Source organism: Paenibacillus sp. PL91 (assembly GCF_012935325.2).
Taxonomy (GTDB): Bacteria; Bacillota; Bacilli; order Paenibacillales; family Paenibacillaceae; genus Pristimantibacillus.
Genome location: NZ_JABBYG020000028.1, coordinates 35,054 through 61,986, shown reverse-complemented (window position 1 = coordinate 61,986; position 26,933 = coordinate 35,054). Strand labels below are relative to the sequence as shown.

The 26,933-nt window shown below is 42.7% G+C and carries 25 protein-coding genes and 1 pseudogene; 16 read left to right on the top strand and 10 right to left on the bottom strand.

All coding sequences use genetic code 11. The annotated features are described in order from the left end of the window. The first annotated feature begins 324 nt into the window (after positions 1-324). The gene (locus HI950_RS32815) at positions 325-1,596 is read left to right on the top strand and encodes an IS110 family RNA-guided transposase (protein WP_169090776.1); all 1,272 of its coding nucleotides are present in this window, start codon (positions 325-327) and stop codon (positions 1,594-1,596) included. Positions 1,597-2,006: 410 nt separating this feature from the next. Here the strand turns inward: HI950_RS32815 and HI950_RS32810 are convergent, their stop codons facing one another. Further along, positions 2,007-2,810 carry a hypothetical protein gene (locus tag HI950_RS32810; protein ID WP_169090778.1) on the bottom strand — a complete coding sequence of 268 codons (804 nt, stop codon included), beginning with the start codon at positions 2,808-2,810 and terminating at the stop codon, positions 2,007-2,009. 419 nt (positions 2,811-3,229) lie between these two features. Then, positions 3,230-3,691, bottom strand: a complete 462-nt coding sequence (locus HI950_RS32805) for an Lrp/AsnC family transcriptional regulator (protein WP_169090780.1) — start codon at positions 3,689-3,691, stop codon at positions 3,230-3,232. A gap of 77 nt (positions 3,692-3,768) precedes the next feature. Between HI950_RS32805 and HI950_RS32800 the strand changes: the two genes are divergently transcribed. The 4 genes from HI950_RS32800 (at position 3,769) to HI950_RS32785 (ending at position 6,738) form a co-directional block, all read left to right on the top strand. Next, a complete protein-coding gene (locus HI950_RS32800; RefSeq protein ID WP_169090782.1) occupies positions 3,769-4,533 on the top strand; it encodes an MBL fold metallo-hydrolase in 765 nt (254 codons plus the stop codon). Between the two features lie 139 nt (positions 4,534-4,672). Then, complete coding sequence (locus HI950_RS32795) at positions 4,673-5,953, top strand: MFS transporter (RefSeq protein ID WP_223285649.1); 1,281 nt, start codon at positions 4,673-4,675, stop codon at positions 5,951-5,953. A gap of 129 nt (positions 5,954-6,082) precedes the next feature. Then, on the top strand, positions 6,083-6,424 hold the full coding sequence (locus HI950_RS32790) for a DMT family transporter (RefSeq protein ID WP_169090784.1): 342 nt from the start codon (positions 6,083-6,085) through the stop codon (positions 6,422-6,424). Then, complete coding sequence (locus tag HI950_RS32785) at positions 6,424-6,738, top strand: DMT family transporter (protein ID WP_169090786.1); 315 nt, start codon at positions 6,424-6,426, stop codon at positions 6,736-6,738. Before HI950_RS32790 ends, HI950_RS32785 begins: the two co-directional genes overlap by 1 nt. A 337-nt stretch (positions 6,739-7,075) precedes the next feature. Here HI950_RS32785 and HI950_RS32780 read toward each other — a convergent pair whose 3' ends face one another. Further along, positions 7,076-8,053 carry a phosphotransferase enzyme family protein gene (locus tag HI950_RS32780; RefSeq protein ID WP_169090788.1) on the bottom strand — a complete coding sequence of 326 codons (978 nt, stop codon included), beginning with the start codon at positions 8,051-8,053 and terminating at the stop codon, positions 7,076-7,078. Between the two features lie 580 nt (positions 8,054-8,633). Between HI950_RS32780 and HI950_RS32775 the strand changes: the two genes are divergently transcribed. Then, positions 8,634-9,746, top strand: a complete 1,113-nt coding sequence (locus tag HI950_RS32775; protein WP_169090790.1) for a winged helix-turn-helix domain-containing protein — start codon at positions 8,634-8,636, stop codon at positions 9,744-9,746. Between the two features lie 546 nt (positions 9,747-10,292). Here HI950_RS32775 and HI950_RS32770 read toward each other — a convergent pair. Next, on the bottom strand, positions 10,293-10,739 hold the full coding sequence (locus tag HI950_RS32770; RefSeq protein WP_223285648.1) for a helix-turn-helix domain-containing protein: 447 nt from the start codon (positions 10,737-10,739) through the stop codon (positions 10,293-10,295). Between the two features lie 34 nt (positions 10,740-10,773). On the opposite strand from HI950_RS32770, the gene HI950_RS32765 reads away from it, so the two are divergent. The 4 genes from HI950_RS32765 (at position 10,774) to HI950_RS32750 (ending at position 14,865) form a co-directional block, all read left to right on the top strand. Further along, on the top strand, positions 10,774-11,424 hold the full coding sequence (locus tag HI950_RS32765; protein ID WP_169090792.1) for a nitroreductase family protein: 651 nt from the start codon (positions 10,774-10,776) through the stop codon (positions 11,422-11,424). A gap of 587 nt (positions 11,425-12,011) precedes the next feature. After that, the gene (locus tag HI950_RS32760) at positions 12,012-13,187 is read left to right on the top strand and encodes a sensor histidine kinase (protein WP_169090794.1); all 1,176 of its coding nucleotides are present in this window, start codon (positions 12,012-12,014) and stop codon (positions 13,185-13,187) included. Beyond that, positions 13,174-13,818, top strand: coding sequence for a response regulator (locus tag HI950_RS32755; RefSeq protein ID WP_169090796.1), 645 nt, complete (start codon positions 13,174-13,176; stop codon positions 13,816-13,818). The genes HI950_RS32760 and HI950_RS32755 overlap by 14 nt, the downstream gene beginning before the upstream one ends. Positions 13,819-13,971: 153 nt before the next feature. Then, the gene (locus tag HI950_RS32750) at positions 13,972-14,865 is read left to right on the top strand and encodes a CPBP family intramembrane glutamic endopeptidase (protein WP_187768207.1); all 894 of its coding nucleotides are present in this window, start codon (positions 13,972-13,974) and stop codon (positions 14,863-14,865) included. 181 nt (positions 14,866-15,046) lie between these two features. Here the strand turns inward: HI950_RS32750 and HI950_RS37315 are convergent. Next, a pseudogene (locus HI950_RS37315) lies at positions 15,047-15,366 on the bottom strand (IS110 family transposase); the annotation flags it as partial. 577 nt (positions 15,367-15,943) lie between these two features. Next, complete coding sequence (locus tag HI950_RS32740) at positions 15,944-16,441, bottom strand: CBO0543 family protein (RefSeq protein ID WP_169090799.1); 498 nt, start codon at positions 16,439-16,441, stop codon at positions 15,944-15,946. A gap of 180 nt (positions 16,442-16,621) precedes the next feature. Between HI950_RS32740 and HI950_RS32735 the strand changes: the two genes are divergently transcribed. The 6 genes from HI950_RS32735 to HI950_RS32710 are packed head-to-tail and all read left to right on the top strand — an operon-like array spanning position 16,622 to position 22,808. Then, positions 16,622-17,479 (top strand): hypothetical protein, encoded by an 858-nt coding sequence (locus tag HI950_RS32735; RefSeq protein ID WP_169090801.1) that lies wholly within the window; start codon positions 16,622-16,624, stop codon positions 17,477-17,479. 51 nt (positions 17,480-17,530) lie between these two features. Further along, positions 17,531-19,102: a spore germination protein gene (locus HI950_RS32730; RefSeq protein ID WP_169090803.1), complete on the top strand. Its 1,572-nt coding sequence runs from the start codon at positions 17,531-17,533 to the stop codon at positions 19,100-19,102. A 26-nt stretch (positions 19,103-19,128) separates the two neighbouring features. Continuing rightward, positions 19,129-20,325, top strand: coding sequence for a Ger(x)C family spore germination protein (locus HI950_RS32725; RefSeq protein WP_317618495.1), 1,197 nt, complete (start codon positions 19,129-19,131; stop codon positions 20,323-20,325). 4 nt (positions 20,326-20,329) lie between these two features. After that, positions 20,330-20,563, top strand: coding sequence for a hypothetical protein (locus HI950_RS32720; RefSeq protein ID WP_169090805.1), 234 nt, complete (start codon positions 20,330-20,332; stop codon positions 20,561-20,563). Positions 20,564-20,579: 16 nt separating this feature from the next. Continuing rightward, on the top strand, positions 20,580-21,692 hold the full coding sequence (locus tag HI950_RS32715) for a GerAB/ArcD/ProY family transporter (RefSeq protein ID WP_169090807.1): 1,113 nt from the start codon (positions 20,580-20,582) through the stop codon (positions 21,690-21,692). An 18-nt stretch (positions 21,693-21,710) separates the two neighbouring features. Next, positions 21,711-22,808 carry a GerAB/ArcD/ProY family transporter gene (locus HI950_RS32710; protein ID WP_169090809.1) on the top strand — a complete coding sequence of 366 codons (1,098 nt, stop codon included), beginning with the start codon at positions 21,711-21,713 and terminating at the stop codon, positions 22,806-22,808. Between the two features lie 64 nt (positions 22,809-22,872). Here the strand turns inward: HI950_RS32710 and HI950_RS32705 are convergent, their stop codons facing one another. The 4 genes from HI950_RS32705 to HI950_RS32690 form a co-directional block, all read right to left on the bottom strand. Then, the gene (locus HI950_RS32705; RefSeq protein ID WP_169090811.1) at positions 22,873-23,409 is read right to left on the bottom strand and encodes a DUF3231 family protein; all 537 of its coding nucleotides are present in this window, start codon (positions 23,407-23,409) and stop codon (positions 22,873-22,875) included. Between the two features lie 87 nt (positions 23,410-23,496). Then, complete coding sequence (locus tag HI950_RS32700; RefSeq protein ID WP_169090813.1) at positions 23,497-25,203, bottom strand: GMC family oxidoreductase N-terminal domain-containing protein; 1,707 nt, start codon at positions 25,201-25,203, stop codon at positions 23,497-23,499. After that, positions 25,204-25,860, bottom strand: a complete 657-nt coding sequence (locus HI950_RS32695; RefSeq protein WP_169090815.1) for a hypothetical protein — start codon at positions 25,858-25,860, stop codon at positions 25,204-25,206. Positions 25,861-26,313: 453 nt separating this feature from the next. Further along, on the bottom strand, positions 26,314-26,793 hold the full coding sequence (locus HI950_RS32690; protein ID WP_169090817.1) for an EVE domain-containing protein: 480 nt from the start codon (positions 26,791-26,793) through the stop codon (positions 26,314-26,316). Between the last annotated feature and the right edge of the window lie 140 nt (positions 26,794-26,933).

Below are 26,933 nucleotides of genomic sequence, written 5' to 3'. Positions count from 1 at the left end.
TTACATGATGATGAGGTGGAAAGATTAGAGCGGCAAGAGTTATTGAGCGTCTAGTCAGTTCTATAAATTGGAACAGTCAAATAACGCACCTCTTATCACACTCATACAATACCACATATTGGAACTATCCTGCCCAATAGTCCAATGAAAAACAGCTGCCGATTGATTGCCGGCAGCTGTCTTATTGTTGTGCTAATGTTACCCGTTAGCATTCCTGTAGAGCGCTAATTATCAGCTTTGCAAAAAAACGAGCGCCTCGGTACGATGGAAGTACGCAACGGGTCATAGCCCTAAAAATTCCATCATCCAGGAGGACGCTCTACTATGAAGTTTAAATCGCAAACGAGACAAAATCAACTCATAGAAAAAATTACCCCTCAACATCTGGTCGTCGGCATCGACATCGCGCAGCAAACCCATTTCGCTCGTGCTGTTAATTTTCGAGGAATCATGGTCGGTAATCCCCTATCCTTCTCAAATGATGAAGAGGGTTTTAACAGCCTTCTTCGGTGGATCCAGTCGCTGCAAACCACTCACACTTTAACGGCAGCCATTGTTGGAATGGAGCCTACCGGACATTACTGGCTTAATCTATCCAAATGGCTCTCATATCGACAGTTTGAAGTTGTTCTAGTCAATCCACATCTCGTGAAAAAGAATAAGGAAAACCGCGACAATACGCCATCCAAGAGTGACAAAAAGGATGCTCTCGTCATCGCAGACATGGTCAAAAACGGCTACTACTCCTTCACTCGCAACACACCAGAAGCATTTGAAGAACTACGTGTCTTTCTCTCAAACCGTGATTCTGTCGTAACTAGACTCGTTAGTGCGAAGAACCAAATTCACCGCTGGGTCGACGTTGTTTTTCCTGAGTTGCGACAAGTTTTTAAAAACATCATGTGTATCGGTTCATTGGCCACACTTCGTCTTTTCCCAACGCCCGAAGAATTGTGTAAATTACAGGCTCAAGATATCTTACGGGGCTGGAAATCGCTTATGAAACGGCATTCTGGTGATCGAAAAGCTCGAGCTCTTATCTCATTGGCTAGCAGATCTGTGGGTTCTAAGCAAGCCACACATGCTTACAAGCTCCACTTGAAGCAGCTGCTCGATGAGTACGACCTTGCTTGCCTGCAATTGCAAACGGTAGAAAAAGAGATTATCGCCGTTTTGGAACGCATTCCATTTGCGGGGTCCATGCTTGCTGTCAAAGGGATTAGTGAGATTTCGTTAGCCGGTATTCTAGGCGAGGCAGGGGATTTAAGTGGTTTTGTTCATGGTAATGCCTTACTGCGTCATGCTGGTCTCAACCTTGCAGAAGCAAGCTCAGGGAAATGGACCGGACAGATGAAGATTAGCAAACGTGGACGTTCTCGTCTCCGACGTTTCATCTTCATGATGACCATGAGTTTAGTCGCGAACAATCCAGAGTTCAAGGCCATGCATGCCTACAATGTACAGGTAAAGAAGATGAAGAAAATGAGGTCCATAATGAAGCTGTGTGGAAAACTAGCCAGAATCTTAGTTGGAATGTCTCGCAGCGGCGAAGCCTATAACCCTCCTAAAACGTTGCCTATTCAGTTAGCAGTTTAACTTATTCTACCGTTTCGTTGTACGAGTTTTGGCTTATTCGCAGGATTTCAAAGAAAGCACGGAGTACCGGATACATTGAACCAAAGGGCGCAGACCCGTACCGTTAGCAAGACCGGCCTCCACCCCTTGGACAGGTGTAACGAAGGAATGAGAGGGCATAGACCCGTTGAGACATGGGAGTGATAACCACCAGGGGCGGCGTGGAGAAAGCGTGCAGTAAATGGAATTATTTAGGGTGGCTGTGTTCCCCCTCTATTCCCGTTTGCCTTCATGTTGCCGAACTCTAAGACGGAGTCCCCCTTCCTTTTTTCACCCTTTACTAACCGGGCGAAATCCTGCGAATAAGCGAGCATTCGTGAGAAAATCATATCGTACTGAGGGAGTTCAATCGGGCATTTTACTCTAGCCTATTAGAAACGCGGATTGCCCCCGATCAAAACTTTGGTCATTGGATCGAAAAACATTGTAATCGGTCCCAGTTGGCCGTTCATTTCCGTGTCAAATTGAACGGATACTACAACATCTAACTTTCTGTCATCTATCCAGTTGCCAACGTTTTTTCCAGACTCTAGGGTCACTATGGCTTTCTCTTTCGGCGTGGTTAAAGTGCTTCGTTCCTTTTCTGAGATTTTGGCCCAAGCTAGTTTCCGAAATTCATCTTCATTTTTAAGTTTGTCATAATGGAAGACATAATAGTACCAACCGCCGCCCAGATTCTTATAGTCATTCACATAGCTGAATTTCGAAGGATCGCCTTTGGCCATCTCCGGTAGGCTGAGGTAGGTGATGCCTTGTCGATACAAGTTGTCTTCGGCGTCAAACAAAAAATCAATACTTTTACTTGGGTTATCATTTAAGGAAGATATCCTTTTCACAATACCTTCTTGGAACAACGTTTTAGCGAATTGTTGACTATCAGGGTCTTGGATTTTCTCGATGGCATAATCTTGTTGAAGTATGACAGGCCGAGTCTGGAATACTCTTTCATTCTCTAACAGATAACTGCCTAGAATATCAAAATCTTCACGACGGTTTTGAAAATATTTAATAACCTCAGTCTCTGGATGCTTCAACACTTCGCTAACGTTCAAGGGAATTATGAAATCACTTGCCTCGGCATGCTCCGTGCCCTTGCTTTTCAAGCCAGCACATCCGCATACCGCCAATGCGAAGCAAATTAGAATTGAAATGAATTTCACCGGCCAAAGATTCATATTGCTTCCCTCCAATTGAACGAATTTTCCTTTTTCTTGAAAATCGTTCTTAATTAAGTAGACGCATTTAGTGTAAGCAGCAAATAATGTATTAGACTTGATGGCCTTATTCCACGCGGTTTTCGAATTGTACTACCGTCAGACTCCATAAAATAAGTTTTAGACTGAGCCTAGAAATTTTAACAGCCACAGCCAAGGACGAGAAAATAAAGTCCTAGACTGTCGCTATTTTATTGAACGAATGTTCTCCATTTGCTTAACGCCAGAGGCCACGGAGGTGGGGCTGGATAACCAGCCCTTTACTCTAAGGAGGAAGGAGAATTCGATAACTGGGGTTCCGACTTTCATGACTTCCTTGGAATCATCGTGAATAGGTCGGGCCATGTCGTGTACGTCGCGCCTATCGTAGAAAAGCAAATTCAAATCACAATAGATAATTTGTAATTTGCATACTTGTTTAACTCTATTAAAAATTGGTTCAACACTTCATTACTTTGGAACCTGCACTCAAGCAGATAACAACCCTCCCCGCTAATCTTATAATTATTGAGGATGTGTTCCTCTTTTGCTTGTATAAATGAGAGATATGCTTGATGGTGCGTACCTTCTATGTAGATATTAAGAAAGGCATACGTATAACATCCTAGTTTCGCGTGATTAACTTTAATGCTATATCCCTCTATAACGCCATTTTCCTCAAGTTTATCCACTCGGGCTGCTGCAGCCGGTCCTGTTAAGTGAACTCTTTCCCCTAATTCTTTCATTTTAATTCGGCTATTTTGACTTAGTTCTTCTATAATTCGTTTATCTGTTTGGTCCAACTCAAAGGAAGCTCCTTTCAAAAATAAAGTTAATCGGTCAAAACACTTTATTAAAACCATGTACTCAAATATTGCTTACAGTATAAACTTATCTTTGTCAGAAAACAAAAATGGAACTTAAGGAGAAGATATTAAATATGAACATTTCACATATTCGAAATGCGACAATCATTGTTCAATATGCAGGTAAAAAATTTCTAGTCGATCCCATGCTCGCAGACAAAGGTGCGTATCCTCCATTTCCAGCGGGCATCAATGAGGAAATGCGAAACCCTTTAAACGATTTGCCAACGTCCATTGACCATATCATCAATGATGTCGATGCGGTTATTCTGACTCATTTGCATTTAGATCACTACGACGATGTAGCAAAAGAAGTGCTTCCCAAAAATATTAAAGTTTTTGTCCAAAATGAAGGTGATGCTAAACAAGTTAAGAGCGATGGCTTTCAGCAAGTAGAAATCCTTGAAGAAAATACGCTCTTTGATGGTATTCAGTTAATAAAAACACAAGGTGAGCACGGTAGAGGAGAAGAATTACTAAAAAATATGGGTCAAGTGAGTGGTGTTGTCTTCAAACATGAGAAGGAAAAGACGTTATACGTAGCTGGTGATACCGTATACTATGAAGGCGTCAAAATTGAATTAGATACTCACACACCTGATGTTATCATTGTAAACGCCGGTGATAACCTATGGCAGGATTCCGGCTCACTTGTCATGGGCAAGGAAGATGTCTTCGAGGTGCATAAAAAAGCACCAGACGCCAAAGTCATCGCTGTTCATATGGAAGCTGTTAACCACTGGACATTATCCAGAGAAGAACTAAAACGTTTCGGAGAAGAGAAAGGCTTTTCCTCCAGTTTGTTAGTTCCTGGAGACGGTGAATCGTACAATTTTTAATATGCACTACAACGGAAGAACTATGTGTAGCTGAGGAGCACTGTGTGCATCGAAAATTTAGACCCGTTAAGGGTCTTTTCAAATTCTAAGCAAAATCGGCGTAGAGTTGTGTCTATTCAATTAAAGGGGGTATTGTACGTTGACATATCGAACTCAGAAAACTCAAAGAAACGTTGGTCCCCACAGTATTCAGCGTAGCTTATATAGGCGATCTCTGATCGTTGTTGTGATATCTCAAATGTTTGGCGGTGCAGGGCTTGCTGCCGGAGTAACGGTAGGTGCGCTGCTTGCTCAGAATATGTTAGGTACAGAAAGTTCTGCCGGTGTTCCCTCCGCACTATTAACGTTTGGTTCTGCTGTGGCTTCTTTTTTAATTGGTCGTTTTTCTCAGCGTTTCGGGCGACGGTCAGGTCTTGGATGGGGATTTATAGCCGGTGGTATTGGGGCAATTGGCGTAATTCTTTCGGCAGTGAATTCTAGTGTACCTCTTTTGTTTCTATCCCTTTTTATTTACGGAGCAGGAACTGCAGCAAACTTACAAGCACGGTATGCCGGAACAGACTTGGCAGAGCCAAATCAGCGAGCCAAGGCGATAAGTATTGCGATGGTCTCAACTACATTAGGGGCAGTTGCTGGCCCCAATATGGTGGGCATGACCGGCCGCTTTGCAACTTCTTTTGGACTTCCCGTCCTTACAGGCCTATTTATCTTAGCTGCAGTATCCTTTATCTTAGCAGGAATAGTATTACTTCTTTTTCTTCGTCCCGACCCGTTAATTACAGCTAAAACAATATCAGTTGAATCTCATCCGAAGACCGTCGAGAAAAAAGATTCGTCTCCCAAGAACAATAAAGGTCTTGTTGTTGGGGCAACGGTGATGGTTCTAACCCAAGTTGTTATGGTAGCCATAATGACAATGACACCAATTCACATGAAACATCATGGATTTAGTTTGGGAGACGTCGGGGTAGTGATTGGCATTCATGTCGGTTTGATGTATCTCCCGTCCCTTTTTACCGGTATTTTGGTGGATAAGATTGGCCGAACCGCCATGTCGATAGCATCGGGCTTTGTTTTATTATTAGCAGGTCTTATTGCTGCTCTAGCGCCTGTTAATTCCCAGTTGCTGCTCATTCTTGCTCTTGCATTGCTAGGCCTTGGCTGGAACATTGGCTTAATTAGTGGGACAGCGCTTATTGTTGATGCGACAGATTCAACGGACCGTGCTAAAAAACAAGGAGCGATTGATGTGCTGGTAGCCCTAGCAGGTGCAACGGGAGGAATTTTATCAGGAGTAGTTGTAGAGCACACCAATTACTCAATCCTTTCTTTTGCCGGTGGTGCATTAGCATTGGGGCTAATACCAGTTGTTTTATGGTCACGAAAGCGAAAGCAGAAATTAGCCTCCGATATCAAGTAAACCTATACGGACGCTCTTCTAACAAAGACAATACTATATCATCTGGCACCGGCATACATGCTGACATCAAGCTCGATGCGCGAAGCTTGTCCTTTGCGAGGGTTATAAATTTTGGGGGAATGTTAAAAAGTGAACCGAAGTTGGATATTAACTTTTATTGGCGTTGTGTTTGAGGTGGTTTGGGTTTCAGGTTTCAAGCACGCTGATGGGCCATTGTTATGGATGATTTCTATTGCATCATTGATTATTTCTTTTACACTTGTCCTCATAGCAGCAGTAAAATTACCTGTCGGAACGGTTTATGCTGTATACACGGGACTGGGTACAGCAGGAACTGTGCTGGTAGAGATGATGATATTTAATGAACCGGTTCAGGCATTTAAATTACTGTTAATTGTATTGCTCTTGGCAGGTGTGATGGGACTAAAACTATTCACAAGTTCTCCTGCTTCTAAGGAGGCCGAACAATAGTGGTTTGGTTATCTTTAATTGCTGCTGGTTTGTTTGAGGTTGTTGGAGTACTTGGTATGAATCGAGTAAAACGTGATAATAACTTAAAAGCATATTTGATCTTATTCATCGGATACGGTGTAAGCTTCATTCTTCTCAGCCTCACATTGAGAAGCCTTCCCATGGGTACTGCTTATGCAATATGGACGGGAATAGGAACTTCTGGTGGAGCGCTAGTCGGAATGCTTTTCTTTGGCGAATCAAAGGATTGGCGACGGATTCTATTCATTTTTATGATATTTGGCGCAACAGTTGGATTAAAGTTAATTTCTTAGAGCATATTGCGAATTGCATTGACCCCTAAAGTAGACAACTTATTAGTTAAGCTACCTGTAGGGCATGTGTCCGGTATTGTACAGGGCTCATGCCTTTTAATTTTGTCTTAATCTGTATGTTAGTCAGTCCAATACTTTATTTTCTTTGGACATTTAGTAGCGACGAAGTTTCGCTGTTATGCACGTTATAATAGATGGCATTCGGTTGATTTAGTCCGTCTAATTTTTGTCTCCGTTAAGCTAAACTGCCCGTTAGTTGAGAAACGGCAGCCATTATATCAGCTGCCGTATCTTAGTATTCATTGAGCTATCGTACCCGATAGCGGAACAAACAATTTTACATTCGCGAAAAGTCCATATCAATATATGGTGTGTTATCAAGTAAGTTGAAATAATAGAAGCGTCGAGCTTGTTCATCCCATTCACTCCAATCAGGAGCATTAAAATCTCTGCTTCTATATAGCGCGGATAAAACTCTAGCTTGTCTTAAATCGATAAATAAAGGTATTTTCTTTAACCATACTTGATTTATAGTATTTTCTTTACAATAGCCGTTTAAGAAGTTGGAAAAAAATCGCTTTGTAATCTCCTTTCTTACCTCTCCATCTACAACCCATGGGATAGGGATTTCATAAAATAATGGTGTAGCAATATCAGACACAAACCAACTATATTCCGCCTCATCAAAGTCGATAATATTGGCCTTATCCCCATCATTTAGATAATTACCGCAGCTGACATCTCCATGAATGAGGCCATATGTGTCTTTATCCTTGGAAAGAGCGCTAACCTCCCCAATTAAACGGTCGAAACTACTATATAATTCTGACGGACAATAGTTTTTAAATGAAGCTAATAAAGCATTGTCATTCCATTCATAGCGTATATGTTGGGGGGTATAGTGAAGTGAAAGCTTATGTATTTTTCCAACAAATTGACCTATATTCTCATAAAAAGTATTGCTCTCCTCGGCAATTTTTGCATTTCTGCCAGATACTTTCTCAAAGGCTGTCACAACAAAAGCATCATCAATTGTATGAAGAAGATCACCCGTTAAAGACTGAATCGGTCTAGCTACTTTTACACCGGACTCCGCCAAAAACATGATAAAGTCTAATTCCGCTTTCGTTAATATTTCATTCTGATGTGTGATATGGGCAATTCTTAGAATAACTTCACGATCTCCGACCAATCCAGAATAAACGAAGTTTTGAAACCCATTTAATTCGATCATTGAGTCTTCGCGTATACCATAACGTTCTGCGGCTTGTCTCAATATATCTTGATTGAATAGCTGTTTAATATTCTTATCCATAGTATTCTTCGATCACACTCCAAAGGTAATGTGATCTAATTCTAATCGAAATCAATTGATTGCGGTCAATAAAAAACGTCTTTAATTAAATTGTCCTGCCAGTTACTTCACTGCCAGAAGGCAGCCGCATCTAGCCGGCTACCTTCATGCCCTTATTGAGCTATCAGTACCCGTTAGTTGAACGACATTACCGTGGTTTACAGTCCTTAATCTCTTCTTTGATATCTTTCCAGATTTCCATCTGTTCTGATACCTGTCTAATTTTCTCATACAAGATTTCTGATAAAAGGATCTTCTCCTCATGTTATTTTCTAAATTCATTTGTTCCCCACCTTATTAACTTCTTCCCCTGGAACTAACGTTCCCCGTTAGCTTAACGCCCAGCAGTCATCTGTACAAAACATCTCATTTTGTGAAGATGTAGAAGGAGCTGCCTCCGCAGCTCCTTCATCGTTTATATAGAGATCTAAAACACCCTCCAATAATTTACTGGATGTGATTTACAATCACTCACAGTCATGTTAAAATATACGTAGTTACGTAATTACGTATTTAAATAATTTTAATGAGGTGATGTTAGTTGACTACTTCTAGGGATTACGGTAAGGAATTGGATTTTCTTACGGTGGAAATGAATGAACTTAAACAACTTCTAAGTCAATTTATCGGTGTTCAATCGTCACAAAAACCGTTACATGTAAATGATTTTAGAAAGGTGAGCCCGATAACGGAAGTTGAGAATGATTTAGGCGAGATCTTTTATTCCGGTCAATATCGTGGACAAAATGGGCTCAGATGGGATCCTCAACAAAGAAACGTAAGTCAATTGCTTGACCTCGACAGTGATAAGGGAGCAAAAGTGCTAGCTGCTCTCGGTAATAAGCAGCGATTGGACATTTTAACCACTGTTTTACGCGGACCACTTACTGGTTCAGAAATTGTAGATCAATTAAACATGGGGACTACCGGGCAGCTTTATCACCACACTAAAGCATTACTTGGGGCCGATCTTTTAGTTCAGGAAGAAAGAGGTGGTAGATACTCCCTTCCCCCTCACCGAACATTGCCTTTACTCTTGTTACTCTCTGCAATTTCCGACCTGCTTGATACAAGTAATTATATGGAGCTTACTGAAGCAAGAAATAATGCAGGAACATATCTAGGTGAACAACACGAGGGATACGATCCAAACCATCTTCTATGGGCTGTGCTCGAAAACTCTGTACTAGAGCATGAGGCCGGCTACTGTTCTGAAATAAGTATAGTTCTTCAGAAAGATGGAAGTGTGACTGTGGCTGATAATGGACGAGGCATTCCAATTCATGCACTACCTAATTCAACCAAGGCACCAGTACAAACAGTTCTTACGGAAATCGGACACTATAATACAGGTGCCTCTGTAGTTGCCCCAGGTGGACTTAAAGGAATCAATATGCCGGTGGTTAATGCACTCTCAGAGAGATTGTCCGTGGAAATTCGCCGTGAAGGAAAAGTGTTTCGTCAAGATTTCAAACATGGAATCCCGCAATCTGAACTATTAGTAATCGGGGTAACAAAGGAGACAGGTACCAGTGTTACCTTTAGACCGGATCAAGATATTATCGCATCCAGCTTTGATAAAACTCAATTATTGAATCATATAGCAGAATTCCAGAAAATTCACCCCGGTCTAAGTGTTGAAATTATCGAGTAGAGCAATCTCAGGCAACGGAATATTTCCGTTGCCTTTTTAAACGTAACTGCCCGTTAACTTAACGCTAATCACCAGGACATCCGTACAAAGACCATTATTTTGTAAAGATGGAAAGTAATGGCACAGTTCATTTAGCTGCTTAGGAGTTTTCCAAGCAATTTCATAGATGAGTCCATCAGGGTCATCAATAGTTGGTTGACCGCCTAAAATTGCAACTTCGAAATAGGTTACATGGTATTCAACTGGACCAAATGCCCCTGCCTTATCTTTTATTTCTTTGATAATTTTACAGCGGTAACCTATCTCCTAATAAACTTCCCGAATACAGCATTCTTCAGGGTTTCATCTTGTTTTTTTCCGCCAGATGGCACCGATCATCGTTTCTCTTCTTCTACCATGAGAACTTGGCTGTCAGAATTAACGCAAATAGCTGCCGCCCCAATCCACTTGCTTATCTTCTGTTCTAAACATTTACTTATGTGACAGGCAGAGTGATTAATCAATACTTCATAAAAAGGATAATTAATTCAGATTGCTAAGTATTCATTAATATTTCCCAAACCCTTTTTCGCAAGTAATGTCCAACGTGAGAATGTCATACAGGTTTTGCTTGGATTCATCTAATTTTTTTTGAGCGGCTTCAATTTCCGCAATTTTATTTTGTATCAGACTTACATGCTCATCCTTCGATATTCCGTTTTTCGAGATCATTGATTTGATATCCTGAATCGAAAAGCCAACTGCCAAACAATGTTTAACAACATTCAGATGATGAATGATGTCTGACGCATAAATCCGATAATTATTTTGATCCCTCAAAACATACTCATCCGTGATAATGCCTATTTGCTCATAATAACGGATCGTTGAAATCGGGAGATCAATACTTTTTGCTACTTCACTTATCTTTATGACCATCACCCCGTTTTTAGTGCTTGCTATAAAGTATACTTTATAGTTTACCATCTTAATAGTTATGATAAGCAACATCATTTCCAAACTCAACCGAAAAAGGAGAGAAACCTGCATGAGCATCCTTACAGGCAACTACCAGAAAACAAACAACTTCAATAAAATTGCACTGGAACGTCGTTCCGTTAAAGTTTACGATCCCGAAGTGAAAATCAGTCGGGAGGAAATGACCGAAATTTTAGCAAAAGCTTCCCGAGCTCCATCTGCCATTAACATGCAACCCTGGCGTTTCCTTGTGATCGACAGCGCCGAAGGCAAAGAAAAACTTGCGCCACTGGCCTCCTTCAACCAGACACAAGTTATGACATCTTCGGCTATTATTGCGGTATTTTACGACGCTAACAATATTGAATATATGGACGAAATTTTTAATAAAGCAGTAGAACTTGGCTATATGCCGCAGGACATCAAGGATATGCAATTGCAGCAGGCAAGACCGTATTATGCAAGCCTGACTCCATCCGCCTTGCGCGACATAAACATGCTGGACTCGGGTCTTGTTTCGATGCAACTGATGCTTGTAGCTCGCGCCCACGGCTATGACACCAACCCAATGGCGGGTTATGACAAGGATCGAATCGCGGAGGTCTTTAGCTTGGACAAGGAGCGATTCCAGCCGGTCATGCTGCTTTCGATTGGCAAAGCGAGCAAAGAAGGCTATCCATCCTACCGATTACCATTAGATACGATTACCACTTGGGCATGATCGGACTTGGGAGATTAGTCGTAGAGCAAAGACAAGCGATAATTAAAAAAATCGCTGTCAATAAGTCCTAAATGAAAAGTTGAGCGGAGAAGCAGAATGTTTTCCGCCCAACTTTTTGAACTCTTGCCCTTGTGTATGAAAGCAGCGAGGCCGATGCCGCTACCCTCATGAAATTGTGGGCCAAAGCCCCCCAAAAAAAAAGTTAGTGAGAACCTCCTTAGCGCCTTTCAGAAGAACCGAGGGAACAAGCGATTGCTCTTGATGAGACCGAACGCGCTTTCTACCACCACGCTGAGAGCATTGAATGGAATAATGCTCTTGTCCTGTCCCATCACATATTAGAATCTGACCAATGAAGATTCGTGGCTTGCCCGTAATCCCACCTTGGCGGCAACGTAAAAAAGACCTGCCACTTCCCCTTAGATATCTAATCGGTAATTGGTACATGTTCTTGTCCGTTATGACAAATGGTATAAGTTTTTCTCCTTCGACAGTATCTGCCTTTCTATCCTCTAAGCCTTTTCGTTTAAACTGTATTTGAGAAATCTTTTATTATTCACCCTTTAGATTTCCTGTAAGATGATGATATGAGAAAAATATTATCTTTCATGGATTGGGGTTTATTCGCTCTTCGTTTATATCATTATATTTTGCTGTTGTCCCGGGTTCTGGCAGTAAGTGAGTTTTCGAACCGAACGTTATTAAACGTGATCTGGCTGAGCATAGCCCTTGTCGTCCCTTTGCTGTTCTGGTTTCCTGGGCGCCGGATGAACAAAGTCTGGTTTTGCATACTGGAGCTATTGCTTGGCGGTTCTTATTATGTGAATTCTGTCATTCATCCTGATCTGACTTCAAAAGCGGACTATTTGCTGCCGAGTCTTACAATGGGGTACTTATTGACTAAGCAAACCCTTTTGATCATTCCCTTACTTGTTTTCATTCCTTTTTCCTTTCAGTCTTACCTAAGATTATCTTGGGAGCAAACCCTAAGTATCGGAACAGACAATCTGCTGTTCTGCTTCATCGGTATGTGGGCAAGCTTCGTAGCCAATGCGTATTATCAGAAGAATAAACTGGTAGCCGATGTAGAGCATCAAAATAAACTGTTAACTCACTACTCGGCCGAGATCGAGAAAATGACTTTGCTTGAAGAGCGCAACCGCATGTCCAAGGAGCTTCATGATACACTGGGGCATTCCTTTATCTCACTCATTCTGAGCCTTGATGCTTCTATTACCCTTATGGATAGCAAGCCTGCCGAGGCCAAAGATCGGTTAATTCGCTTAAGAACATTGGCTGAGAAAAATCTGGACGAAATGAGGAACATCGTACACGAGATGGGGGAAGAAGAGGAATCAAGTCTGATCCGACAGGTTGAATCCCTTGTGGCCCGTTTCCGAGAGCACACGGGTACGGCCCTGACTTTGAGTCTGCCGGGGACAGAGCGGTCCATACGTTTTGAAGTACGGCAAGCGATCCTTCGGGTCATCCAGGAATCCTTTACAAACGCACTAAAGCATGGAAAAGCTTCTCAACTGCATCTGGAGCTTAGATTTTCTGAGAGCAATCTGCAATTGTCCGTTCGAAATAACGGCAAACCGATCGACAAGCTAAATTATGGCTTCGGCTTGACCACGATGAAACATCGGGTTGAGCGGTTGGGAGGCAGCCTACACCTATCATCTGGGGAGGGAACTCCAGTGATAACCGAAGTCAGATGTGAAATCCCGCTGAAGGGAGTGATGCCGCATGGTGAAAATTAAAGTGCTGCTTGCTGATGATCAAGAGTTAATTCTCGAGAGCTTACATATCGTCCTGTCCATGGAAGAGGATTTGGAAATTGTCGGTTTAGCCAAGAATGGGGAAGAAGCCATAAAGGGCTGCGAGCAGTTTATGCCGGATATTGTGTTGATGGATATCAATATGCCAGTCATGGACGGCGTTGCCGCAACGGCCCTGATTAAAGAACGAATACCTGCAACCAAAATCATCATGCTGACTTCCTATAAGGAAGTAGAATATGTGTTAGCGGCGTTAAGCTATGGAGCAGAAGGATATCTGCTCAAAGCCCTTCATCCCAAAGACCTGGCTGCAGGCATACGGGTGGTTCAGGCGGGAGGGACTTTAATCTCGCAGGAAATGGCGAGTAAAATGATCAAGAGCATCAACAATACCACCCCTGCGAAAAATAATGAATTCGGGCTCACTGCCCGTGAAATAGAAGTGCTGCATAAGCTGGCTTCTGGCCTGCGTAATCAAGACATTGCCGAGGCGCTGTATCTTAGTGAAGGGACGGTTAAAAATTATATCTCAACGATTTATTCGAAGCTGAATGTGAAAGGAAGGCGGGAGGCCGCCCGTAAAGCCCGAGATTCGGGAATCATGGATCATTAAAAAGCCGATCCCCAATAAGCTGGTAACCTATTAGGGTTGCCGGCTTTTTTTGAATATAGCCATAGAATAAATGATGACAAAAGCGCACTGTCTCTTTATGACTTTTTCAGCCTATACTCATAACATCAAACAACAAAGGAAGCGATGTAAGACATGAAGAAAAAAATGTCCGAAAATAAAGAGATGCTGCAGAATGGCAGGAATTTAAGTGCTCGGAGTTCATTTTGGCGCTTTCCAATCGTCTGGATGATTGTGGGGGCTATCGGAATTGTTCTCATAGATACGTTATTCCGGCGGCTGACAGAGCAAGTAGAGGGGATGATTTCCCTTGTTTTTACACTAGTGATGGGATTTCTGGCCATCTTGGTTTATAAGTTCACGCTGACATACCTGGCCCGGCGGTCCACTCCAGAGATATCTAGACAGCGCGCAGGGATTGAAACTGTCCTGGGCGTACTAACCGGGACAATCTTTATCACAGGGTCCGCTTTTATTATTATGGCTCTGGGAGGTTATTCCTTTCAATGGGCAAGTTCTGCGGATACGAGTTCTGTTCTAATATCCTCCATTGAAGCAGCTTTAGGAGCAGCCATTGTCGAGGAACTTATCTTTCGTGGACTTATGTTTCAAGCCATTGATAAACTGGGGGGGAAACCGCTCGCACTCGCTGTGACCTCTCTATTCTTTGGAGTTGCCCATCTTGGAAATACAGGGGCAACATTATATAGCGCGTTCGCCATAGCCCTGGAAGCAGGTGTTCTGCTCGGAGCCGCCTTCTTGTGGCGGCGGAACTTGTGGTTTACCATGGGACTGCATTTTGCTTGGAATGCCATTGAAGGCTTGCTTGGCATTCCTGTTTCTGGACACTCTGCTGCCGGTCTATTTACTGTAAAGGTGAACGGTGCCGCACTTCTCACAGGTGGCGATTTTGGACTTGAGGGCTCTATTGTTCCGGTTGTGGTCAGTCTTCTGATCTCCATACCTATGCTAATTTGGACTGCACGGAATCGAGGAGTTGAGGTTGGGAACCTTCCTGTATCAAAGTAAACGGCAGAGGAACATTTACAAGACTCAATGATGGCTTTGTCAATATTAAAGATTTCCAAACAACCGGTGTTGTTGCTTTTACAGAAGGCACTCCTTTTAGCAAAGTAAGCACTGGTAGACACTTAACGGGTCTAACGGCGAAAAGCCTTGTCGTTATACAAAACAAAAAGGGAGAAATCCCTCTAACTTGCAGAGGATTTACAACACCATAGTTAACTTGCTGCTCTCTAAGATAATGAGCAAGGTTTAACCAGTAGTGACCGGTCGGCTCCATGCCGACGATGGCGTCCTGGAACCCCTGTTCCCGCAGCAATCCTTTTGGAACCAACTAACGAATACCTCAAAACCTTCTCGATTATTTTAAAATATGATGGGCTTCCCGAACTCGACACCGCGGTAGTCTTGTGCCCTGGCCACATGTTTGAATTTAGCAATGTCGACTCCGACAATTAAGGTAGAAGAAGTGATTTGATTAATTCGTTCATTTTGAGTAGAATGCATCTTGTAGTCTCCTTGGTTTGTATTTGGATCAAGTAGCCGGCCAGCGTCCTGGACCCGTTAACATCATACCAAGGAGTCTTTTTGTTTCTCAAACCTCGTATTTCTTCATAATAGGAATGCTGCCCGTTAGCGTAATGAAGCAGCCGATCATTGTGGTCGGCTGCTTCCGTGTTTTTATTGAACTATCGTGTCCCGTTAGTTGAACTTTAATGTCATTAAAACCTGATTTTCTTTCTCGATTGAATTGATGGTTTATCTATTAATTTTGCAACATTCTTCCCTTTTTTATATTTCACATGGTTAAGCCAATATATAAATGCATTCGAGTCAAAGCATACCGCATGAATTTCTCCACCTTCTCCGTCCTCTACAACCACCCAGTAAGGGTGAGCGTTTTTCCGCAGGCTGAGGCCGCTTATTGTCCTTTTCACCTTTCGGCGCAGCTTTTGCCGCGGATGACGCTGCCTGCTTTCTTTTCTTGCTCATCATCCTTACATTCCCCGATTCTTAATGATATCAATATGGACGATGTTTCGCATGCCTATATGTTTATAATAACATCCCCGCTGCAAAAAGGTTAACTCATCGGAACATCAAACCAATGCATTAATAGTACTACGATTACGATAGAAACCAGATAGGCCAACAGAGGCCTCTTATGATGAAAGATCAACATTGGAAACATCATGATATCAAATAAGAACGAATGAAATAAGCTCCATCCGTTTTGATAAGAGATTCGTCCAAAGTACTGCAAAATGATTTCTGCAATCGTGTAAATCAACAGCCATTTGGTTAAATAAATAAGCTGCTTCTTTATTGTTTGCGGGAATCGGGACAAGAAGAGCAGAACGCTAAGCGGCATCGTAACAAAAGCATATACAATGACAGTCATTTGCTGATTATATAGAAAATCCGGATGAAAACTCCAAAGTGTATGGCCTTTAGTTAAATACTCGTATAATAATCCGCCTGCCACTATGTAGAACATAGTCGCGTGATATTTTCGCCAATTTTGCCAGTCACCCCAACGCCAAACGGAGAAAATCGTAAATAGACAAATCGCTACATGCATATATCCACCATCGTTTTCATATTTTTTCTTTTTTTATATTTACCTCATCGACTTTTCTTTATTCTATTTCCTGAAATTTCATACAAACGAACATCTGAAAACTTATCCATAACTGTAAATGGGTATAAAAACAAGCAATGAAACCATAATAAAGAAATATTCTCGTTATGAGGTGTAACCATGCACTTTAATTCGTATTGGTATCTGGGATTAGGGATTCTAAGCCTTCTTCTTCTAGGTTATGTATGTCTGAAAAAAAGAAACAAGCGAAGCCTAATGCTGTTTTTTTTTATGATAGGTCTCGGTTACTTTATTGAAGCTATCATTTATATTTTCTTGGGCAGCTATCAATACTTCCCTAAATTTTTAGCTGATGAGCCTTATTATGATAGTAATATGGGAGCGATTGCATCCAATGCGTTAGCTTTGCCTTCGGCAGCAGCCTTCATTGCCGTTTTTCGATTACGGTGGATTTGGTTGTTTGTTTTTACAGGCCTATTCGTAGGTATTGAATTGTTATTTCTATACCTACACATCTATTCTCACAATTGGTGGCGCCTTAGCTATACGGCATTGGGCCTTCCCGTATTTTTTGCTACGGCTAAAATGCTGCACCTCAAATTGTTACAACCCTTAAAAGGAGCCATTCACTTTATGATCCTGATGTTCATTATTGGTCCCATTACAGGCACCTTGCATATTCTGCCTATTATGCTGCTGAACAACAGATATTACCGTCCAGGCTGGTTCGTTAACCTGGCTCATGATACAACGGCTTTTTCCGCCGTTTATTATATGTGCTTGAGTCTGCTCCTGGTGATCACGGTCAACCTCCATTGGAAATATAAATGGTTGAAATATGTGTTTGTTTCAGCTTTTGCAGCATTAGTTACAATCACTCTGAATGCAGTTGGCCTACTGTATAGCCTTGTGTGGTGGGATCCGATTTATTATATTGTTATGCCTATGGTTATTTTGAAGATCGCCATGGAGGTGAGTAAACGCCTTTCCATCGGTCCGGTATTAAGGAAGGAATAGGCCTTTCTTCGTTACGACGCCGTATACAAGAGATCGCGAGGAAATATAACTATGAAATTAAAAAGAAACTTCAACACCTCTGGACAAAGCGGTCAACAACAAAATATCGCGCAAGCGGAACCGCTGTATGCAAGTCTCGATGAAAATATAAGAAAGATCAAAATGGATCTCGGCAGCAGCACGGATATCATTATTCGGGAGATCCGGAGCGGCAAAGATAAGAAGACAAAAACAGCCATACTTTATACGGACGGATTAGCAGATAAACAAGTCATCACGGATTTTTTTATGGAATCGCTAATGCAGGAATCACAAATCGAACCGATCGAGCAGCTTTCTGAAAGCGACAATCGTTTGGAATCATTAAAAGGCATGGCTCTCCAAATTGGAGACAACAAAGAAATTACGGATTTCTCCTCTTTGTATAACTCTATTTTATCTGGAGACACGGTGATTTTATTAGACGGCTGCTTGCAAGGGATCTCTGCCAGCACTCAAGGGTGGAAAAGCAGAGGGATCTCCGAGCCTGTCGCACAAAGCGTTGTTCGAGGCCCGCAGGAAGGCTTCACCGAAACGCTGCGCACAAATACTGCCATGATCCGCAGAAAAATTAAAGACCAGAACCTTTGGCTGGAAACAAAACAAATCGGCAGCGTTACAAAAACCGATGTAGCCATCATGTACATAAAAGGTATCGTCAACGACAAGATTGTTGAAGAAGTCCATAAACGGCTTGATAAAATCAACATCGACGGGATCTTGGAAGGAGGATATATTGAAGAACTGATTCAAGACGAACCCTATTCTCCTTTTCCTACTATTAATAACACCGAGCGGCCCGATGTGGCGGCTGCCGAGCTTTTAGAAGGTCGTATCGCCATTATGGTCGACGGGACCCCCTTTGTTCTCATCGTTCCAACCTTGTTTATTTCGTTTTTCCAAACCGCGGAGGATTATTACCTGCGCGCGGATATCAGCACCCTCCTTCGGATCATCCGTTTTATAAGCTTATTTATAGCCATGGTTGGTCCGGCGATCTATATCGCGATTACCACCTTCCACCAAGAACTGCTGCCTACCCAGCTGCTTATCAGTTTGGCTGCACAGCGGGAAGGCGTACCTTTCCCTGCTTTTATCGAAGCACTCATGATGGAAGTAACTTTTGAGATTTTGCGTGAAGCAGGCATAAGAATGCCGCGGCCGATTGGACAAGCCGTATCAATCGTAGGGACGCTGGTCATTGGACAAGCGGCGGTCGAAGCCGGCATTGTATCGGCGTCCATGGTCATTGTCGTGTCGATTACCGCGATATCTAGTTTTGTCATTACGGGATACAGCATGGCAATCTCTATAAGAATGATTCGTTTCCCCATTATGGGTCTAGCTGCATCCTTCGGCATTTTCGGGATAGTTGTCGCTTTAATTGCTCTTGTTCTGCATCTTTGCAGCTTGCGCTCCTTTGGTATTCCTTACATGAGTCCTTTTGCTCCTATTGTGACTGCTGACCTGAAGGATACGATTTTTCGCCTTCCCCACTGGGCTATGACTTCAAGACCTCGTTTGATTAATCAGAAAAACGTGATTCGTGAGCAAATGTCCCCGCCCACTAAACCAAAGACTTAAATAAGCTCAAGAAAGGAGCTGGCATAGTGATACGCAAGGGGATTTTTTTCATCAGCTGCCTCCTGCTTCTTAACCTGTTAACGGGATGTTGGAATAGACGGGAATTGAATGAGCTAGGGATTTCAGTAGGGATCGGAATCGATAAAGAAGGGAAAGGATACCGGGTCTCTGCCCAAGTAGTCAATCCGGGAGAAGTGGCGTCGGCGAAACCGAGCGGGAACCGTACGCCGGTAACCGTTTATGAAGCAACCGGGGACACTATATTCGAAGCGATACGTAAAATGACAACCATCAGTCCCAGGGTCATTTATATGGCGCATCTTCGCGTGCTCGTGATTGGCGAGGCTTTGGCAAGGGAAGGAATTGAGAAACCTCTCGATCATTTTTCCCGGGACCATGAGGTGCGAACGGATTTTTTCATCGTTATTGCGAAGGGTTCGTCTGCCAAGGATGTGTTGAAGGTATTGACCCCAGTTGAGAAAATACCGTCAAACAAACTATTTCTTTCGCTTCAAACATCTCAGAAGATATGGGCTCCAACCTTGACGACCACCTTGGATGAACTCATTACGGACATTATCAGTGAAGGGAAAAGCCCTGTGTTAACGGCTGTTAAAGTGTCTAACGTAAATAAGGGCCAGTCCCAGGAAAACGTGGAATACATAGAGCCCCCGGGTAAATTAAGATATTCGGGTTTAGCTGTATTCAAAGAAGATAAATTAATCGGATGGTTGAACGAAAAAGAAAGCAAAGGTTATAGCTATATCAGGGATAAAGTAAGGAACACGGTTGGGACTCTAGCATGTCCCGAGGGCGGTAATATAGCCGTGGAGGTCATGAAGTCAAACACGGATGTGAAAGGCAAGGTGAAAAATGGAAAACCGCAAATTGACATCGAAATAAAGTCGGAAGAAAACGTGGGCGAGGTGGAGTGCGATATCGATCTTACAAAAAGAGAAACGATCGTTATGCTCGAAAAAAGCGCAGAAAAAAAAGTAACGGCAATCATCCTGGAATCCATCCATAAGACGCAGAAAAGACTAAAGGTTGATATTTTCGGATTTGGCGAAGCCATCCGCCGGTCGAATCCTGCAGCTTGGAAAACTTTAAAACAGGACTGGGAGGAACAGTTTTTAAGCTTGGAGATCAATGTAAAGGTAGATATAAAGATCAGGCGTATCGGAACAGTATCCAATTCGTTCCATAGAGAAAAGGAGGAATAATCGGATGTGGATGATTACGGGAATATTGGCAACAGCCTCTTTCATCGCCATGATCGAATTTCCCCCTTTGTTGAAAGCGAAATTAAAAAGGGAGCTTTGGCTCTTTTCTGTCCTGCTCGTGCTTGGAACCGGGTTAAGCATAGCGAAGTCTCTTCAATTCCCTATCCTTAATCCGCTCGACCTGCTCTTTATCATCTTTAAGCCTTTCAGTAATTTGTTATTCAGCTTCCTAACGTAATATTGGAGTGAAAAAAATGACCGTCAATATTAAAATATCTGTTCGTCAATTAACCATACTTGTCATGTTCTATACGGTCGGAACGACCATATTAGTGATTCCGTCTAGCTTAGCTGCGGATGCTGACCAGGATGCTTGGATAGCTGCGATTCTAGGATGGGCATTGGGATTTTTAATTGTAGGATTGTTTGTATGGTTAGGCCGGCAGCTTTCCAATATGACGCTCATTGAATATAACGAAAAAGTGCTTGGGAAATGGTTAGGCAAGCTCATCTCCTTCCTATTTATTTTCTTTTCGTTTATTGGGGCTGCTTCTATATTGTATTACGTGGGAAATTTCATGACGACGCAGGTTTTGCCAGATACGCCGATTGAGTCCTTTTCGATTCTCTTCGCAGGCATTGTCGTCATGGGGCTGCGTCTCGGTCTTGAAGTCATTGCCCGGGCCGCCGAAATTTTATTCCCTTGGTTTCTTATGTTGTTCTTCGTTACTACTCTTTTCCTTTTGCCTGAGATAGAAATTCAAAAAATACAACCGGTATTCGAGGGCGGCATTCAACCGATAATGAAAGGATCATTAACATTTGCAAGTATTGCTTCCCTTCCGCTAGTGATTCTCTTGATGATATTTCCTGCTTTCATTAACAATCCGAAGGACGCAGGAAAAGCCTTTTTTATTGGGACCCTTCTCGGGGGCGTGTTTGTTGTCATCATCACCTTTTTGAGCATTTCGATATTAGGGGAAGATTTCAGTGAAAGAAATATGTACCCCAGCTACGCTTTAGCGAAAAAAATAAATGTCGGTAATTTTATTCAAAGGGTGGAAATCTTAGTAGCGGGGATGTGGTTTTTGACCATTTTTTTTAAAACAATATTATATTCCTACAGTTTCTTGACGGGTCTAGCGCAAATCTTTGGCGTTAATGATTATCGTCCCCTTGTTTTGCCATACGGCATGATTTTGGTCGTTTATTCGCTTGTCGTCTATCCGAATGTGACTTATATGATGGATTTCGATTCTAAAATATGGACCCCTTATGCGTTAACGATTGGTTTATTACTGCCGCTTTTCATACTTGGCGTCGGATTGGTCCGCAAGAAAATAACCAATGAATTGCGTAAAAAGTAAGATTGGAGTGAAGCGTTAATGACAGGCAATATTAAAATTTCAATACGACAATTTACTGTGCTTGTCATGTTTTATACGATTGGCACAACTATTTTAGTCATTCCGTCGAGTCTCGCCGCTGATGCGGAACAAAATGCTTGGATTGCTGCCATAGTAGGCTGGCTATTAGGTTTATTCATTGTGGGCCTATATATATTGCTCAGCAAGCAATTCCCTGCTATGACGCTTATAGAATATACGGAAAAAATATTCGGGAAATGGATAGGCAAGCTTGTCTCTCTTCTTTTTGTTTTTTTTTCTTTCATCGGTGCTTCATCTGTATTATTTTATATGGGAAATTTTATGACGACGCAGGTTATGCCTGAAACGCCGATCGAGTCTTTTATCATATTATTTGCAGGGATTGTGCTTATGGGATTGCGGCTCGGACTTGAAGTGCTCGCTCGGGCAGCCGAAATCTTATTCCCATGGTTTTTATTGCTGTTTGTTGTATCTACGCTTTTCCTCATACCTGAAATGGATATTCAAAAAATCCAGCCCATTACCGAAATTGGCATAAAACCGATCTTTAAGGCTTCGTTATCTTATATCAGTACGGCTTCTCTTCCGCTCATTGTTTTTCTTATGGTATTTCCTGTTTGTGTGAATCATCTGGAGGAAGGAGGAAAAGCATTTTTTATAGGGAGTTTATTAGGCGGAATATTTGTCATTATTATTACTTTTCTGAGTATTGCGATATTAGGCGCTGATTTCAGTGAAAGAAATATTTACCCCAGCTATGCTCTCGCCAAAAAAATAAATATTGGCAATTTTATTCAACGGGTAGAGATTCTAATGGCAGGCATGTGGTTTTTAACCATTTTTTTTAAAACTTCATTTTATTCCTATCATTTCGTAGCGGGACTTGCGCAAATTTTCGGGCTTAAAGATTACCGCCCCCTTGTGTTACCCTACGGCATGATTTTGGTTGTGTATTCGCTTGTCGTCTATCCGAATGTTGTTTATATGATGGATTTCGACACGAAAATTTGGATCCCTTTTGCATTGACGATTTGTCTCTTCATTCCGTTAATTATGCTGGGAATCGGATCGATTCAGATGAAAATGAAAAAATGATGTTATCCGGACATATAAAAAAACCGCAGCATTTGCGGTTTCAACGCTAAGGATTTTACCTGCTTTAAACATGCTCCGGCCGATAGTATGGAGGTTGTTTAAACCAACCTTTTTTCATCGCTAAATCCTTTAACGGTAAAGAGGACGTGACCTTCATGATCTGATATTTGGCAAACATAGCCGCCACATCCGGTCTGACGGCCTCCGTCAATCCTCGGCAAGCATAATTTATGCCTAATACCAGATTAAATTGCAAAAGATTCGAGACTTCCTCGTCGTTTAATTTTGCGCCTTCCGGAATTTCTCGAAAATCACCGATCGGTTTGTCCGGCGTAGACGGCGGAAGTGATACTCCTTCTTCTCTGAGAAAGTCCGTAATTTCCTTAATAATCGGGGCATGGACATTGTTAATGATTTCATTTAGATTTTCTTTGAGCTCTGCATCTTGAACGATATTGAAGGATATTTGTTCTCCCCGCATGGTTTGCTCCGAAGCAGCCAAATAGAACCATAGATTCATCACTTCTCCTGCATGCAAAGGAGGCTTCTTCCCGTCTACAAAAGGCTTTATCGCATCCTTTAAGATCTCCAGCAAATTCATTCTTTCACCTCTTATTTCTCATTCTTTACAAATAAGATACCCTCTTTTGATGCATTCATTCATCAAAGAAAATGCAATGCAGGCGTATTAACTGAAATATTTGTTAACTATTTTTTCCGCTGTCCGCGTGGCCAAGGCTTGTGTCGTAAGCGTAGGATTGGCTCCTCCTAATCCATTAAAATGAGCGCTGTTATCGGCTATGAATAATCGTTTGACCTGATAAGCTTCGCAATCGGTATCAATGACAAAGCCCATTCTCATTGAGCTTTCCATATGTATAAACATACCCTGCGGCCAATTGGCGCGGCTGATTTGACGGGCTCCCGCTTTTTCTAATATATCGATAGCGATTTTCATTAATATATCCCGGTTCTCTCGAGCCCGTTGACTTGGCATATAACTGACCCGTGGAATGGGGCCATGTTCATCCGCGACATTCGATTCAACGGTAATCCCGTTACGTTGGTCCACGTCATCATCCGCATAAATGGTTATTTGCAATGCGTTTCGATAATCTTCCATTAATCCTGTCAGCTCTTGACCAACGATAAGTCCTTGCACGTTCCAAGGGGCATCCGGTGCAGGAGGCTGCAGGAAATTATAGCCTGACTCGCTGATCCCATAGCTAAAAACGGCAGTTAAACCAGGGCTCAGGCCCGTTACCTGAATGCAGCCTACCCCTGGATAGTCCAGCCTTGCGCCTGATGTATGACCGGCAAACGAATCAATATGCGGCGTTCCCAGGATCGAATATAATATCTTTTCATCAAAGATTCCCGTTACCCAGTCAAAATAATGATTAACAAGCCCTTTCCCCACCCACTCGTTTTTGGGCAAGTCCGAATTTAGCCAGAGTCGCGGACTTTCAATGCAGCCGGCAGCCATGACTACGGTTTTCGCATAGATGTCTTCCGATTCCCCGGTCCAGGTATCCCGAACCTTTACGCCTATGGCGCGCAGATCGCCTTGAGGATTCTTTTCCGTCAATATCTTAGTAGTGTACGCATTTGGCCTAATACGAACATTGCCTGTTTTTAATGCTAGCGGGATATAGCTTACATTAGTGGAGCGCTTGGCCATCTTATCCACCGAGGGTCCATGCGGACAACCGTTAATGCAATGCCCGGCTAACGTGCACCCTTCCATCCAAGATAATTCCTCTAACGAATAATTCGGATTCATCAAATGGCGATTGGGCGGAAGTATGGCATTCGGCTGGGGACGGTAACCGGGGCTCGTTACATCCAGCGTCGCAATTAAAGGCCAGCCGGCTTTTTGGGCCCCATAATAAAACAACTCCTCCTTAGCCGTTGTCGGGGCAAAGTCGACAGGCAGCGTAGCTTCAACTTTCTCATAATAGGGTATCAACTCACGATAAGAAATAGGCCAAACATCGTCAACCGCCAGTGGAAATGCCCGGGGGGAATGGGAAAGATAATGCTGTGTGCTCCCTCCCACGCCTGAGTTTTGCCAAATAAATCCTTTCTGTGAAAGTGTCCGGTTCCACGGTGCGCGTCTGCTGTCAGCTGGCCCCCAACGGACTCTACCGGATATTAGGTTGTTCATTGTATCCTCTAATTTGTTATAGAGCTGTTTAAAGAGAACAACGTCCAAATCCTCGGGATTCGAACTGCTAGCCGCTCCCCTTTTGCTGTTCGGTTCTGGCCATCGTTTATTCCCGTACCACGGACCTGCTTCCAAGACTAATACCTTTAACCCCAATTCTCCGAGCTCCTTGGCAATGACTGCGCCTCCACCGCCTGCACCGATCACGATGACATCTTGATCTGCCATTCAGATCCTCCCTTTCTGATGAGGAAAACGCATTAAGAAACCGCGAAAGTCGCGGTAACCGAAAGAGGGTCCCGGGTAACCGACCAGCTTCCAGCTAGGCGGGCAGCATTCGATTCTCTTAAGGTTTGACGGTAAAAGTCGGGTCGTTCCATAACCGAACCATTCCGAGTAATAGCCGAACAATGTTAACTGATTAATGGAAGACATCATGACCTGAACAAGCGCAGGGTTATTTTGATAGGGCTTCGGGACACTTTCAAGGGGTACTGCAAGGTGGTCCAGCAAAGTGACCGCACGTAGTCTGTCGCTTCGCGATAGCGTAGAAAATAAACCCTCGCACGGATACGAAAACCCGCTGCTAGGAACTATCATATGGTTTAAGCTAAGATATTGTGCTGCACCGATATCAAGCAATATCGCCGTTGACTTCGAAAGAGGCATGATATTCGGCTCCGCATCTTCCGGTATAAATTGGGAAAAATCCAGTTCCCTAATCACATAATCTTGAATTCTCAAACATATTGCGCCAGGCGCATATATCGTCGACGAAGCACCGGCATATGGGCAGGTATGCGGAATAATGGCATCAACAAGCGCCTGAAAGGCGGCCTGGGTATGCGAATCAAACTTGACCTTATGACTCCCGTCACTCGTCAATCGAAGTCCACCGCCTTCGTTCAATCCGATAATAAGCCAATGTTTTAATGTATTGAAGAAGTTGTTTTTCTATGCTAGGCAATGCTGCGCACAAAACGTATTTCAGGAAAATAACGAAAAACAAATAACCTCCAGATCCTTATATAAGAAAAATCTGGAGGTTTATTTGATTATTCGTATTGGTATCTGGGATTAGGGATTCTAAGCCTTCTTCTTCTAGGTTATGAATGCGGATAATCATGAGAACTTTTTTAACCTTCACTTTCTCCGAAATCTTCAACATGAGGCGATCATGGTTAACACGGTCAAAGAATTCCTCCAAATCCAGATCGACAACGAATCCATATCCTTCTTTAATGAATTCTCTTGCTTTCCTTACGGAATCATGTTCTGTCCTCGTGATTATTAAGCTATAGTTCCCCGTTAGTGTAACGAACTTGTGGTAAACTCAACTTAATTATGAGAGCTGGGAAATATGTTGGATGTCTCCGCAGCGCCAAGCATTGAGCCAGCAATCGTCAGAAAATCTTCGAATCCGATCTCGAAATGACCATAGCGAAAGGTATACCCCCAATTTCGATTCCCACGTGTGAAGGTAAGCTGGTCCATTAAATCGGCAATCTTCACTTCTCGACACGGAATATAGCGTATATTCCGCCGGAATGGCACAAAGGATTCGGACATCTGATATTCGTAGACTCTGTCATCCGCAACCTGTCCAATGGCGGTAAATGCTTGGAGCTTGTCCCCCTTCGACATATCCGTTTGTGGAGAATAGTATATCAGCCAATCACTAGGACACATCCTACGCAAAGGTGCAGACTTGCCATGGCAGAGCTGGGCGAATCCACCCAGCACACCCCGTTTCACATGAGAAGAAGATACAACGCCAATCCAGTAGCGGCTTTGCTGGCTTATTACATTCGTTGACATCGTTCCGATCTCTTCCTTCTTCATCATATTTCATACACTATTTCCCATTTTTTTAAACGGTCCATGTGCAGAAGATGATGTCGGTCATGCATTTCGATGAGCAAGAACCACCGCTGTAATGCTTCGATTGTGTTCATATT